At 67.4% G+C, this 12,915-nt stretch carries 12 protein-coding genes; 5 read left to right on the top strand and 7 right to left on the bottom strand.

What is annotated here, in order from left to right; translation table 11 throughout:
* The first annotated feature begins 40 nt into the window (after window positions 1-40).
* From ACP696_RS03095 to ACP696_RS03075, 5 genes are all read left to right on the top strand, one after another.
* On the top strand, window positions 41-1,420 hold the full coding sequence (locus ACP696_RS03095) for a class II 3-deoxy-7-phosphoheptulonate synthase (protein WP_426012802.1): 1,380 nt from the start codon (window positions 41-43) through the stop codon (window positions 1,418-1,420).
* Window positions 1,421-1,490: 70 nt separating this feature from the next.
* Window positions 1,491-2,030 (top strand): retropepsin-like aspartic protease, encoded by a 540-nt coding sequence (locus ACP696_RS03090; RefSeq protein WP_426043442.1) that lies wholly within the window; start codon window positions 1,491-1,493, stop codon window positions 2,028-2,030.
* The gene (locus ACP696_RS03085; protein ID WP_426043441.1) at window positions 2,027-2,425 is read left to right on the top strand and encodes an aspartyl protease family protein; all 399 of its coding nucleotides are present in this window, start codon (window positions 2,027-2,029) and stop codon (window positions 2,423-2,425) included. Before ACP696_RS03090 ends, ACP696_RS03085 begins: the two co-directional genes overlap by 4 nt.
* Window positions 2,426-2,471: 46 nt before the next feature.
* Window positions 2,472-4,262 carry a long-chain-acyl-CoA synthetase gene (locus tag ACP696_RS03080; protein ID WP_426012800.1) on the top strand — a complete coding sequence of 597 codons (1,791 nt, stop codon included), beginning with the start codon at window positions 2,472-2,474 and terminating at the stop codon, window positions 4,260-4,262.
* A gap of 69 nt (window positions 4,263-4,331) precedes the next feature.
* Window positions 4,332-5,198, top strand: a complete 867-nt coding sequence (locus tag ACP696_RS03075) for an alpha/beta hydrolase (RefSeq protein ID WP_426043440.1) — start codon at window positions 4,332-4,334, stop codon at window positions 5,196-5,198.
* A gap of 255 nt (window positions 5,199-5,453) precedes the next feature.
* Here ACP696_RS03075 and spt read toward each other — a convergent pair whose 3' ends face one another.
* From spt to lptC, 7 genes are read right to left on the bottom strand one after another with little or no spacing between them, the layout of a single operon-like run.
* Window positions 5,454-6,671 carry a serine palmitoyltransferase gene (gene spt / locus ACP696_RS03070; protein WP_426012796.1) on the bottom strand — a complete coding sequence of 406 codons (1,218 nt, stop codon included), beginning with the start codon at window positions 6,669-6,671 and terminating at the stop codon, window positions 5,454-5,456.
* A gap of 3 nt (window positions 6,672-6,674) precedes the next feature.
* Window positions 6,675-6,926 carry an acyl carrier protein gene (locus tag ACP696_RS03065; protein WP_426012795.1) on the bottom strand — a complete coding sequence of 84 codons (252 nt, stop codon included), beginning with the start codon at window positions 6,924-6,926 and terminating at the stop codon, window positions 6,675-6,677.
* A gap of 59 nt (window positions 6,927-6,985) precedes the next feature.
* A complete protein-coding gene (locus ACP696_RS03060; RefSeq protein ID WP_426012793.1) occupies window positions 6,986-7,972 on the bottom strand; it encodes an NAD-dependent epimerase/dehydratase family protein in 987 nt (328 codons plus the stop codon).
* A gap of 3 nt (window positions 7,973-7,975) precedes the next feature.
* Window positions 7,976-9,697: a fatty acyl-AMP ligase gene (locus tag ACP696_RS03055; RefSeq protein WP_426012791.1), complete on the bottom strand. Its 1,722-nt coding sequence runs from the start codon at window positions 9,695-9,697 to the stop codon at window positions 7,976-7,978.
* A complete protein-coding gene (locus ACP696_RS03050) occupies window positions 9,697-11,055 on the bottom strand; it encodes a lipopolysaccharide biosynthesis protein (protein WP_426012790.1) in 1,359 nt (452 codons plus the stop codon). The genes ACP696_RS03055 and ACP696_RS03050 overlap by 1 nt, the downstream gene beginning before the upstream one ends.
* Entirely contained in the window at window positions 11,052-12,221 is a 1,170-nt protein-coding gene (locus ACP696_RS03045) for a glycerophosphotransferase (protein ID WP_426012788.1), read from the bottom strand. The genes ACP696_RS03050 and ACP696_RS03045 overlap by 4 nt, the downstream gene beginning before the upstream one ends.
* Window positions 12,218-12,835: an LPS export ABC transporter periplasmic protein LptC gene (lptC, locus tag ACP696_RS03040; protein ID WP_426012787.1), complete on the bottom strand. Its 618-nt coding sequence runs from the start codon at window positions 12,833-12,835 to the stop codon at window positions 12,218-12,220. Before lptC ends, ACP696_RS03045 begins: the two co-directional genes overlap by 4 nt.
* Window positions 12,836-12,915: the final 80 nt, after the last annotated feature.

Below are 12,915 nucleotides of genomic sequence, written 5' to 3'. Positions count from 1 at the left end.
AGGATAGAAGCCGCTCCCTTTTGAGAAGTTCGAGACCGTCATGACCAGCCGTTGGACCCCGTCGTCGTGGAGAGCCATGCCTGCGAAACACGTCCCGACCGACTACCCGGACATGGGTGCGGTCGATCGCGTGGAACAGACCCTGCGCCAGATGCCGCCGCTGGTCTTCGCCGGTGAAGCGCGCCGCTTGAAGAGCCTGCTGGGCGACGTGGCCGAGGGCCGCGCCTTCCTGCTGCAGGGCGGCGACTGCGCCGAGAGCTTCAAGGAATTCCACGCCGACAACATCCGCGACACCTTCCGCCTGATCCTGCAGATGGCGGTGGTGCTGACCTTCGCCGGCGGCAAGCCCGTGGTGAAGGTTGGGCGCATCGCCGGCCAGTTCGCCAAGCCACGCTCGGAACCGATCGAGACGATCGACGGCGTCACCCTGCCGTCCTATCGCGGCGACAACATCAATGGCATGGACTTCACGGCCGCCGAGCGCATCCCCGATCCGGATCGCCTGCTAAAGGCCTATGGCCAGTCGGCCGCGACCCTGAACCTGCTGCGCGCCTTCGCCAGCGGCGGTTATGCCGACCTGCACAACATCCACCGCTGGACCCTGGGCTTCGTGGGCGACAGCCCGCAGGGTGCGCGCTACCGCGAGCTGTCGGACAAGATCAGCGAGAGCCTGACCTTCATGGCCGCGATCGGGGTCACTCCCGAAAGCCATCCGGGTATGCATCAGGTGGAGTTCTTCACCAGCCACGAGGCCCTGCTGCTGGGCTTCGAGGAAGCCATGACTCGCGTCGATAGCACCTCGGGCGACTGGTACGACACCAGCGCCCACCTGCTGTGGATCGGCGAGCGCACCCGCCAGCTGGACGGCGCCCACATCGAGTTCATGAAGGGCGTCAAGAACCCGATCGGCCTGAAGTGCGGTCCGACCATGGAGGGCGACGACCTGCTGCGGCTGATCGACGTGCTCAACCCGCATAATGAGCCTGGCCGACTGACCCTGTACGGCCGCTTTGGCTCGGACAAGATCGCCGACCGCCTGCCGCGCCTGATGAGGGCCACCAAGGCGGCCGGCCGTTCTGTCGTCTGGGCCACCGACCCGATGCACGGCAACACACTGAAGGCCTCGACCGGCTACAAGACCCGGCCGTTCGACCGAATCCTGGCCGAGGTGAAGTCGTTCGTCGAGATCGCCAACGCCGAGGGGGTCCACCCCGGCGGCGTGCATCTGGAAATGACTGGCCAGAACGTCACCGAGTGCATCGGCGGCGCGCGGGCGGTGTCGGAGGGCGATCTCGCCGACCGCTACCACACCCATTGCGACCCTCGGCTGAACGGCGAGCAGGCCTTGGAACTGGCCTTCCTGGTGGCCGAAAAGCTGAAGTCGGCGCGCGAGGATCAGCGACGCCTGGCGACGGGATAACGGCGTTACCTTAGTCTTGGCCATGGGTGGTTCGCGGGTGTAGGCGTCCTTCCAAGAAGGAGGCGACGCCATGGCTAACGTCTCGATATCCCGGCGCCACATGGCGGCGGCGCTCGCCACCCTTGCCGCGCTCGGCGTTGGCTGGGCTGATCAGCAGGCGCCCACGCCGCCCTCGAGCGCGCCGACCCGCGTGCTGGATGGTGCGCGCCGGTTGACGGTGCAGGTCTTCCTGAATGGCCAGGGACCCTATCCCTTCCTAGTCGACACCGGCGCCAGCGCGTCGGTCATTTCCGCCGTGCTGGCCGACAGCCTGGCCCTGCCGCGAGGGCCGGACGTCACCCTGCACGGCATAGCCGGCGCCCAGAGGGTGCGCACCGTGGCGCTCGACACCATCCGGGTGAGCCGCCGCGAGCGCAGGCATCTGAACCTGTCGGTCCTTCCGGAACGCTATCTCAATGCGCCGGGCCTGTTGGGCATGGACTGGCTGTGCGAGCGGGGGCTGACACTGGACGTGGCGGGCAAGCAGCTGCACGTCGGGCCAGCCTGCCCAAGACCGATGAGCTCAGCGTCACGGCGCCCACAAAGCTGCGTCGCGGCGGGTTGGCCTTGATCAAGGCCCTGGCCGCCGGGGTCCCGACCCTTGCCTTCCTGGACACAGGCTCCACCACCACGGTCGGCAACGGGGCTTTGATGGACATCGCCATTCAGCGACGGGGCGTCACCAGCGCCTGGACCGAAACCCAACTGGTCAGTCTGACGGGACAAATGCCGGACGGTCGCTTGGCCGCGCTCAAGCGTCTGAAGCTGGATCCGATCAGCCTGATCAACCTGCCCCTGGTCTTTGGCCCGGTTCATACCTTCGATTATTGGGGGACTTCCGACCGGCCCGCCCTGCTGCTGGGCATGGACGTTTTGAGCATCTTCGAGACCGTTTTGCTCGACTATCGGCGGGGCGCCGTCCATTTTCAACTGTCGCGGTCATCGGTGGACTCGGCCATGTCTTGACCGGTCGCTCGCCGCTCTCCAATGGTTGTTTGAACGGAGTGCGTCGATGAGTTTGCCGGCCAGGTTGAAGCGTGAACTGCGGTTCCTGAAAGGGCTTACGCGGACCCTCAAGCGCGTGAAGTCCATCGCTCCCGACAGCGGCAACCTGATCTGCGATGACCTGGAAGCCGCCGTCGACAAGTGGTCGGGCAGCCCGGCCATCACCTTCGAAGGCAAGACCGTCAACTACGGCGAACTAGACGCCATCGCCAACCGCTATGCCCACTGGGCCAAGGGCCAGGGGATCACGCGCGGCGCCACCGTGGCGCTGTTCATGCCCAACCGGCTGGAATATCTGGCCATCTGGTATGGCCTGTCCAAGGTCGGGGTCGCCACCGCCCTGATCAACAACCAGTTGACCGGGCCCGCCCTGGCCCACTGCCTGAACATCTCCCAGGCCCTGCACTGCATCGTCGACGCCGAGACCTCGCCCTGTTTCGAACAGGCGAAGGGGGCGCTGGACCGCCACGTCCAGCAGTGGGTGATGGGACCGGCGCACGGCGACCAGCGCGACTTGGTCAACGCCCTGAAGAGCTGCAGCCATCTACGCCCAGACCGCCTGACGGCGCGCAACGGCATCACCGCCAAGGACACGGCCCTCTACATCTTCACCAGCGGCACCACGGGTCTGCCCAAGGCCGCGCGCATCACCCACATGCGCGCTCAACTCTATATGCGCGGCTTCGCGGGCTCGACCGACGCCCGCGCCACCGACCGCATCTACGTCACCCTGCCGCTGTATCACGCCACCGGCGGCCTCTGCGCCATGGGCGCGGCCCTGCTGAACGGCGGCAGCGTGCTGCTGCGCAAGAAGTTTTCAGCCAGCCAGTTCTGGGACGACTGCGTCAACGAGCGCTGCACGATGTTCGTCTATATCGGCGAGCTGTGCCGCTATCTGGCCAACCACCCCGAAGGCCCCAACGAGCGGGCCCACAAGATCCGGCTGATCTTCGGCAATGGCCTGCGCCCCGACGTCTGGGACACCATGCTCGACCGCTTCAAGGTGGGTGGTGTGCTGGAGTTCTATGGCGCGACCGAGGGCAACGTCTCGTTGTTCAACTTCGACGGCCGGCGCGGGGCGATCGGCCGGATCCCGAAATATCTGCGCAGCAAGTTCAACATCCGCATCGTCAAGTTCGACGTCGAGACCGAGATGCCGGTGCGCGGCTCCGACGGCTGCTGCATCGAGGCGGCGCCCGGCGAGATCGGCGAGTGCATCGGCCACATCGCCAGCGACGCCCGCTCCAACTTCACCGGCTACGCCGACAAGGCCGCGACCGAGAAGAAGATCCTGCACGACGCCTTCCAGAAGGGCGACGCCTGGTTCCGCACCGGCGACCTGATGCGCGGCGACAGCGACGGCTACCTCTATTTCATCGACCGGATCGGCGACACCTTCCGCTGGAAGGGCGAAAACGTCGCCACCAGCGAGGTCTCCGAGCGCCTGTCCGGCGTCGAGGGCGTCAAGGAGGTCAATGTCTATGGCGTGCCGGTCGGCGACCTGGACGGCAAGGCCGGCATGGCCGCCTTGGTGGTCGGGCCGGAGTTCGACATTAACGCCCTGGCCGACTATGTCGATCGCGAGATGCCGGCCTATGCCCGTCCGATCTTCGTGCGCCTGCAGCCCGAGATCGAGACCACCGGCACCTTCAAATATCGCAAAATGGACCTGGTCAAGGAGGGCTTCGATCCCGCCAACACCAAGGATCCGCTCTATTTCCGCGATCAGGCCAAGGGCTATGTGAAGCTGACCAAGACGGTCCACGCCAAGATTCTGGCGGGCGGTTACCGGCTGTAGGCGTCCGGGCTCCGTGCAACGCCGTATCTTGAGCGGCGTGGGCATGGGGCGCATGAGGTGGAGCGGGGCATGGTCGGATCGATGACGCGGAGAGCCGGGCTGATCGCGCTGGCGGGGTCTATGGCCTCGGCCTGTTCGCCGCTGTCGCTGTTCGCCACCTTCACACCCAAGGACGCCGCCAAGCTCAGCGAGCACGGCGCCGCCTATGGGACCCTGGAGCGGCAGGTGCTGGATGTCTATGCGCCCAAGCGCGAGACGGCCCCGGCCCCGGTGGCGGTGTTCTTCTATGGCGGTTCCTGGGATTCCGGACGTCGGCAGGACTACGGCTGGGTGGGCCGGGCCCTGGCGGCCCAGGGCTTCCTGACAATCGTGCCTGACTATCGGCTCTATCCGGCCGTGCGCTATCCCAGCTTCATCGCGGACGGGGCCTTGGCCGTGCGCTGGGCCATCGAGCATGCCCGGGCGCTGGGCGGCGATCCGGACCGGCTCGTGCTGGTCGGCCATTCGGCCGGCGCCTATATCGCCGCCATGCTGGCGCTCGATGACCGCTACCTGAAGACCGCCGGCGTCGATCCCAAGGCCGTGAAGGCGCTCGCTGGCCTGTCTGGTCCCTACGACTTTCTGCCGCTGGACGGGCCGATCACCCGGCAGACCTTCGGCGAGGCCCGCGACCTGCCCGCCACCCAGCCGGCGCGCTACGCCAAGGCCGGATCGCCGCCGGCCTTCCTGGCCACCGGCGACGCCGACACCACCGTCAAACCGGGCAACACCGTGGCTTTGGCCGCCGGTCTTCGGGCCAAGGGCGTGGCGGTGGAGGAGCGTCACTATGCGGGGCTGAATCACGCCGACACGGTGCTGGCCCTCTCCAAGCCCTTGCGCGGCAAGGCGCCGGTGCTGGCGGAGATGGTGGGGTTTTTGAAAGCACGGGTGTCGTAAAATTCCGTTCATCCCGGCGAACGCCGGGATGTGGATTCACACTTGAAGTGCACCGCTCCTCAAACGTGAGGTGATCATAGGCTTGTCCCATCGCAACACCTCGGTCAGAGAGTGTTGCACTTCGTTTGTGAACTCAGGGGACCCAGATTCAGCCGGAGCGGCTCGTGGGTTTCACCTGGGCCCCGGCCTTCGCCGGGGAGACGGAAAAGGGGTGAGGGCCCGGCGCCGAGCTGCTGCCCCCTGAACTCGAGAAAACTAGGCCGAGACGCGCTTCAGCGGGCTCTCGATAAGGCCCATGGCCGTGCCGACGTGCTTGAACACCGCCAGAACCTGGTCGATCTGCTCGTCGGTGTGGGCGGCGCTGACGCTGGTGCGCAGCAGCGGGCGGCTGTCCGGGGTGGCGGGCGGCAGGGCTAGGTTCAGATAGACCCCGCTCTGCAGCAAGGCGTTCCACATGCCGATCGCGCTTTCGACATTCGGCATGGTGATCGCCACGATCGGGCTGGAGGTCGGTCCGGTCATGTAGCCCAGGCCGCTCAAGCCGTCATACAGGCGGAGAGCGTTGGCCATCAGCTTGTGGCGCAGCTCGGGCTGTTCTTCCAGGCGGCGCAGGGCGGTGATCGTCGAGCTGACCACGGCCGGGGGCAACGAAGCGGTGAACATGTAGGGACGGCAGGTGACGCGCATGACGTCGAAGTCGTCCATGTCGGACACGCAAAATCCGCCGATGGCGCCCAGGCTCTTGGAGAAGGTGCCGACCACGAAATCGACGTCGTCTTCCACGCCGGCCAGTTCGGCCAGGCCGCGGCCGTGCTCGCCGAGCACGCCCATCGAGTGGGCCTCGTCGACCAGCAAATAGCCGCCCAGCTCGCGCTTCACGGCGGCGATTTCCTTGAGCGGCGCGATGTCGCCGATCATTGAATAGATGCCCTCGACCACGATCAGGCGCTCGCCGGGCACGTCCTTCATGCGGCGCAGGCGCTTGTACAGGTCTTCGGGGTCGTTGTGGCGGAAGCGGATGACCTCGGCATGGCCCAGGCGCGCGCCGTCATAGATCGAGGCGTGGCTGTCGGCGTCGAGGATCAGATGGTCGCCCCGGCCCACCAAGGTGGACAGCACGCCCAGATTGGCCTGGTAGCCGGTGGTGAACACCATGGCGTGCTTGCGCTTGTAGAACTTGGCCAGCGCCGTCTCGAGCTCGACATGGGCCTCGAAACTGCCGTTGGCTATGCGGGAACCGGTGGTGCCGGTGCCACGTTCCTGCACGGCCTTGACGGAAGATGCGATCGCCTCGGCGTCGAAGGTCAGGCCCAGATAGTTGTTCGTCCCCAGTAGAATGGTGCGTTTGCCGTTGATCACGCCCTCGGTGGGCGAGGTGACGGCGTCGAAGCGCACGCTGAAGGGATCGGCGCCCGCTAGCCGGATGGCGTTGTAGGCGTCGCGATATGCGATGTGCTTGTCGAAAAGCCCCATTGCTCAGGCCCTATTCCGAAGGTCTTTGATCAGGTCCGCCAAGTCTCCGGCCGTTTCGACCGAACCCAGGCGATCCAGAGGAATGGAGATGTCGAAGGTGTCTTCGAGCTCCATGATGATGTTCATCAAGGCCAAGGAATCGACGGCCAGATCGCGGCCGATATGGGTAACGTTCGTCACCTCGACCGAACGTCCGAGCACCTTGCCCGTCGCCAAGCCAATTTCACGCAAAGTGAGATCCGTAACTGCTTCCATCGAACGCGCCGATATCCCCGACCAAAAACCTACATAACCGAATTGTAACAGCCGTCCTGTCAGAAAATCGCCGTATTCGGCGACTTCTGAGCTTTTTTATCCTTCAACCAACCCTTGGAGCGATACCACCGCACGCTGTGCGCGAATCCCTCCGCCAGAGCGTAACGCACCGGGGGAAAGTCCGGAATCGGATCGTTGCTAGATAGGGCCCAATCCCCGTGAAGCAACTCCCGGGCCTTGCCGGGGGTGAAGATTGAGTCGCTCCCGGTGGCGATCGAGACCCATTTTGAGAAATTCGCCAAAGACTTGATCACCCAGGCGGGAATACGGATCAATCGGGGCGACGTGCCGACCGCCTTGGAAGCGGTCTGCATGAGTTCGATCCAGCCATACCCGCCAAGACGGTCGTCGGACAAGCTGAGCAGGCCAGGACGCGGCAATTTGACCAGATGGGCGAAACGCGCGGCGGCGTCGTCGACATGGATCCAGGCCATCCGCGCCGCGGGGTCGAGTACGGGCAGGAAGGCGCTTCGCGACGCCATTTCGAACAGCCTCAACGTCTCCATGTCGCTGGGGCCGTAGATGGCGGGCGGGCGGACGATGGTCAGGGCGTCGCCGAACGCCTCGCGCGCCGCGTCCTCGCCGCCGCGCTTGCTGCCGGCATAGTCCGACAGGTGAGGCTCGCGCGCCGCCAGGCTGGACACCAGGATCAGTCGCGCGCCGGCCGCCTTGGCCGCCCCCGCGACGCGCCGCGCGCCATCGACATTGGCCCGGTCGAACGCCGCGCGGGAGGGGGCCTTGATCAGGCCGGCCACGTGGACAACGACCTTGGCCCCGTCGCACAGCGCCGCGAGGGCTGGCGCGTCGGCCAGGTCGCCGATCACCAGCTGTGGTTCAAGGTCGGTCCAGGCGGGGTCGGCGATGTCGCGGCGGGCCAACACCCGCACGGTCCAGCCGTCGGCCGCCAGGGCGGTGACCACGCGCCGGCCAAGAAAGCCCGTGGCGCCGGTGACGGCAACGAGCCCCCTGACGGGCGTAGGGTCCATCTTTCAGCCGCTCTCGCCGTAGGCGCCGGCCAGATAGGCGGCGCGGGCCTTGGAGCGGCTCAGCTTGCCGGACGAGGTCTGGGGCAGGGCATGGGCGCCGACCAGTTGAACCTGGGTCTCGACGCTGTGGCGCAGGCGCAGGACGCCGGTGACCTTGTCGACCAGGGCCGCGCGGGTGTCTGCGTCGCCGCCCCGCGCCTGGACGAGCACCACCACCGTCTCTTCGCCGTCGCCGGGCACGGAGAAGGCCGCCACGTCGCCGCTGCGCAGGCTCTCGACCTCGGCCTCGGCGGTCCATTCCAGGTCCTGCGGCCAGATGTTGCGGCCGTTGAGGATGATCAGGTCCTTGCCGCGCCCGGTGATGACGATCTCGCCGTCGATCAGGAAGCCTATGTCGCCGGTGTCCAGCCAGCCGTCGGTCGATAGGACGCGGGCTGTCTCCTCCGGCTGCTCGAAATATTCCCGCATCAGGCTGGGGCCGCGCGCATAGATACGGCCGACGCCGCGCTCGCGCAGCACCACGCCGGTCTCGTCACGCACTTCCAGCTCGTGGCCGGGCAGGGCGGGACCGTTGCGGGCGAAGTCGCGCGAGCGTTCGGCGTCGTCATTGGTGACGGCTAGGTTCTCGCGTTCCAGCCGCTCGACATCCAGGCGCTCCACCCTGAGGCCGCCGCCCAGAGGAGCCATCGACAGGGCGAGGGTCGCCTCGGCCATGCCGTAGCTGGCCACATAGGCCTTGTCCGAGAAGCCGACGGCGGCGAAGCGCTCGGCGAAGGCCTTCAAAGGGCCGGTGCGGATCATGTCTCCGCCCAGGCCGGCGCTGCGCCAGCCTGACAGGTCCAGGTGCTCGATCGAGGCCACCTCCGCGCGGCGCGCGCACAGTTCGTAGCCGAAGGTCGGGCTGTAGGAGATGGTGCCGCCGTTCTTGGTGATCAAATCCAGCCACAGCAGAGGCCGGCGGACGAAGGCCCCAGTCGGCAGCAGATCGACCGACATCTGGCTGGTCATGGGGCTTAGCAGAAAGCCGATCAGCCCCATGTCGTGATAGAGCGGCAGCCACGACACGGCGCGGTCGTGGGGCTTCACCTGCAGGCCGTCGCGGGTGATGGCCACGGCGTTGGCCATCAAGGCCCGGTGGGTGACCAACACGCCGGTCGGAAAGCGCGTGCTGCCCGACGAGAACTGCAGGTAGCAGGTGGCGGCCGGCAGGATATCGGGCAGCGCGGCCCCGTCCTCTTGGGAAGTGGGCGCCTCGGGCAGGTCGGCCAGCGCGCCGGCGAAGTCCAGCGGGGTCTTGGCGGCGATCTCGGCTACCCAGTCCTTCATGCCCGACGGACCGATCAGCCGCTTGGCGCGCGCCGTGGTCAGCATGCGGGCGATCTGCTCGACATAGGCCTCGCGGCCGCCCAGCGGCGCGGGCATCGGCAGGGGCGCGGGGGCCAGGCCCGCATATTGGCAGGCGAAGAAGGCGCGTACGAAATCGCCCTCGGTGTCGGCGATCAGTCCCACGCTGTCGCCGGGCTTTGCGCCACTGGCCAGCAGCCGTCCAGCCAGGTCCAAAGCCTGCTCGCGCAGGGTGGCGTAGGGCAGGGCCTCGACCAGTTCGCCGCGCAGGGAATAGAGGTTGACCCCCGTCTCACCGCTCGCCGCGAAGTCGAGAGCGGCGGTCAGGGTGGGGAAGTCGGCGAGGCGAACGGTTCGCGAAGGGGACGTCGGAGTCATCATCAGGGCACGCCTTTGGCGCCGTTTTTGTCATCGGCGCAAGTTTGTTCATCGCCCGGCGCGGCGGACATCCGGCCCAAGCTTTGCCGCAGAGTGAGGAACATGCCCAGCGCCATGGCGGCGGCAGCGGCCACCAACGCCGCCCCGGCCCCACTCAGGCCGAGGTTCTTGATCAGAGGCACGAGGGCCAGCAGATAGAGGGCGCAGACCACCACGCGGACCCGCAAGGCGGCCCCCGCCTGGTTCAGCGAGACCAGCATCGGCTCCAGCGGCAGGGCTAGCAGGCCGATGGCGGCGGCGGCGACCTGCCAGGTCATGATCCCGGCGGCGGCGGCGAACGGCTTGCCCATCACCAGCGCCAGGAGAGGCTCGCCGAACAGGGCAGTGACCAGCAGCAGGGCCCCGGCCACCGCGCTACCCATCAGCGCGATCTGGCCGGCCAGCCTGCGCATGGCCATCTCGCCGCCCGTGGCCCGCAACTTGGCCAGTTCAGGATAGAGCGCCGGCACCAGCAGCTTGGCGGGTTTGGCCATGCCGTCGGCCACCTGTCGGCCAACCCGCCATAGCGCCGCCTGGGCCGGGCCCAGCACCGCCCCGACCACCAGGGTGATCACCTGGGTGAAGGCGGTGTCGAGGCTGCCGTTGAAATTGGTCGCCCAGGCAAAGCGCCAGGCGCCGGGCAGGCCCTCGCTGAGCGGTCCCCGGAAGGTGAACCCGTCCAGCAGCTTGCGCCGCGCCAGGTCCCACCAGGCCACGCCAATCACATACAGGAACGAGGTCACCGTCCCCGCCGCCCAGGCGGCCAGGAACCCGCCGATCGGCGCGTGCAGCGCGAAGGCCACGGCGCAGCCGACCAGGCGCACCGCCGAACTGACCGCCTGCTCGGCGGCCAGGAAGCGGAAGCGGTCGAACAGGCGCAGCAGGCCGACGGCGGTGGCCGAGGTCATCATGGCGATCGATAGGGCGTAGAGCGCGGCGGCCGGCGCCAGCTCGCGCGGCCAGCCCAGGGCTCCGCCCAGCAGCAACGCGCCGCTGACGCCCAGACTCACGCCAACGGCGGCGCCGATCAGGTCGAGCAGCAGCGTGAACCGCAGGACTTGCTGGAAGCGGGATCGATCACCTTGCAGCAACGGCCCGGTCCCGTACTGCAGCACGGTCTGCCAGGACTGGAACTTGGCGACGTCGCCGAGGAACTGGGCGAAGGCGTTGATCAGCACCAGCATGCCCAGTTGAACCGCGCCAAGGCCGCGCGCGGTCAGGGCGATATAGGCCAGTCCGACCAAGGCGTTGACGGTGCGCCCGCCGAGCAGGGTGCCGGCATTGGCCAGGACCCGCTTCAGAACACGAGAGTCCTGGGTCATCGTCCGTGGCGGCTCGACATCGGCAGCCGCTCGACGATCGCGCGGGCGGCGCGGACCGAGGAGGGCGTTTCCTGCAGGTCGAAGCTTTCAGCAAAGCCTCGCACCTGGACGTCGCTATAGGCGCCGTGGCCGCGCCGCGCTGAAGCGATCGCGTCAACCAGGCCCTCGACGCTGTTCAGCACCGGACCATAGAGCCAGTGATGAAAGCTCTCATCGCCCTGCCAGGCGGCGTCCGAGGCATTGAGGAACAGGCACGGCTTGGGCGTGCGCAGGAACTCGTAGATCTGGCTGGAGACGTCGCCCAGATAGAGGTCGGCCGCGCGGGTATAGGTCATGTCGATCGCGGCGGGCCCCCCAAGGTCCAGATGGATGCGCGGATGATCGACGAACGAGGCCAGGGCGTCCACCGTCCGCGGATCCGCGCCGTCGAAGAGGCGGATATGGGGGGCGAAGATCAGATTGTAACGGTCGTCCGCCGCGAAGGCCTCAAGCACCTGCCGACCCCAGCGCGGCCACGAACCCAGGGTGGGATGGAAATGCGGGTTGTACAGCACCACCGGCCTGGCCTGGGCGAACACCGGCAGCGGCGAGCCGGGCAGGGCGTCGATGATGTCGAACTTGGGATAACCGACCATGGCGCAGGTCTGGGGCGTCACCCAGCCCTCGGCGATCATCCGTTCGTACTGCTTGGGTCCGGCGGCCATGACCAGGTCGAAGGCCTTCAGGCGCGGCTCGAACGGCCCGCCGCGATCGCCGGCGCCGTGCTGGGTGTAGACCAGCTTGCAGTCCTTGACCCCGAGCTTGCGCAGCAGGGCGGTGGTGCGCTCGGGCGTGACGACGGCGTCGTAACGGCCCAAGCGCTGGGCGTTGGCGGCCAGCATGAGGGCCTTGGGCGGGGTCGAGGCGCCCTTTAGCCGCAGGTTCCGCAGCCAGCTTGGCGGTAGCAAACGCGAGGTGATCGGCGCGCCGCCAAGCTGGGCCAGCAAACCACGCACATAGTCCAGGTGCTCGGCCGTGGTGGCGGCGATCTCGACCTCGACGTCCGGCCAGCCGCGCGCCAGAGCGACAGCGATCGGCAGGCTGTGCAGGATCTGGTGGGTCTGGGCGATGAACAGGAAACAGACCCGGGGCCTGGCGCCGTTCGCCTTGGCGTCGGTCTGGATCACTTTTGCGGTGTGATGCGCGTGCGCACCCGGCCCTTGAAGATTACCCGGTCGCCCTTGTCGCTGGCCGAATAGCTGTCGGCCTGGACGGCGCTGTTGTTCGGGCCCAGGCCCTGCACGGCGGCGCCGCCGACCAGATCGCCGGTGCGGGTGTCGATCAGGGCCTTCTGCGAGGCGAACTGATAGCCCTGGCCATTGTCGATCTTGACGTCGCCGGTCAGCAGCAGCGAGCCCTTCTCCTCCTTATAGACGCCGTCCTTGGACGCGACGTGGGTAGGGGCGTCGGAGCCGTAGCCGCGCGTCAGCTGAGGGGTCTTGAGAAACACCTGGTCGGGATTGGCCGGATCGCGCGTGGCCGAACTGGCGGTGATCAGGAAGGCGCGGCCGTCCTTCATCGCGCCCGTGAAGCGGGGATTGTCCATGCGCAGCGACGCGCCCGAGGCGACGGGCGCGTCCTTGGCGGCCAGGGCGCGGATCGTGCCCTGGCCGACGATGGTCACGGCCACGCCGATGGCGATGACCGGCAGGAGCAGGCGCAAGGCCCGCACCGACGGGCGGTGGCGGTTGCGGTTCTTCTTGCGGATCGGATGGGCGGTGGCGGGGGTGAGGGCGATCATGACTGTACGAACTGCGGGCGACGGATCACCGGATTAAGCCTCCCGGCGCGATCCCCAAAGCGGGAATCCGACCCTGCCTT

It is taken from the genome of Caulobacter sp. DWR3-1-2 (genome assembly GCF_049896225.1).
Classification (GTDB): Bacteria; Pseudomonadota; Alphaproteobacteria; order Caulobacterales; family Caulobacteraceae; genus Caulobacter.
The sequence above is the reverse complement of the archived record's forward strand: the minus strand, read 5'-3'. Positions and strand labels throughout refer to the sequence as shown.

What these genes read in the sequence shown, in the direction of transcription:
- ACP696_RS03095 (WP_426012802.1), top strand. Translation starts at nt 41, where the DNA reads ATGACCAGCCGTTGGACCCCGTCGTCGTGGAGAGCCATGCCTGCGAAA.
- ACP696_RS03090 (WP_426043442.1), top strand. Translation starts at nt 1,491, where the DNA reads ATGGCTAACGTCTCGATATCCCGGCGCCACATGGCGGCGGCGCTCGCC.
- ACP696_RS03080 (WP_426012800.1), top strand. Translation starts at nt 2,472, where the DNA reads ATGAGTTTGCCGGCCAGGTTGAAGCGTGAACTGCGGTTCCTGAAAGGG.
- ACP696_RS03075 (WP_426043440.1), top strand. Translation starts at nt 4,332, where the DNA reads ATGGTCGGATCGATGACGCGGAGAGCCGGGCTGATCGCGCTGGCGGGG.
- spt (WP_426012796.1), bottom strand. Translation starts at nt 6,671, where the DNA reads ATGGGGCTTTTCGACAAGCACATCGCATATCGCGACGCCTACAACGCC.
- ACP696_RS03065 (WP_426012795.1), bottom strand. Translation starts at nt 6,926, where the DNA reads ATGGAAGCAGTTACGGATCTCACTTTGCGTGAAATTGGCTTGGCGACG.
- ACP696_RS03060 (WP_426012793.1), bottom strand. Translation starts at nt 7,972, where the DNA reads ATGGACCCTACGCCCGTCAGGGGGCTCGTTGCCGTCACCGGCGCCACG.
- ACP696_RS03055 (WP_426012791.1), bottom strand. Translation starts at nt 9,697, where the DNA reads ATGATGACTCCGACGTCCCCTTCGCGAACCGTTCGCCTCGCCGACTTC.
- ACP696_RS03050 (WP_426012790.1), bottom strand. Translation starts at nt 11,055, where the DNA reads ATGACCCAGGACTCTCGTGTTCTGAAGCGGGTCCTGGCCAATGCCGGC.
- lptC (WP_426012787.1), bottom strand. Translation starts at nt 12,835, where the DNA reads ATGATCGCCCTCACCCCCGCCACCGCCCATCCGATCCGCAAGAAGAAC.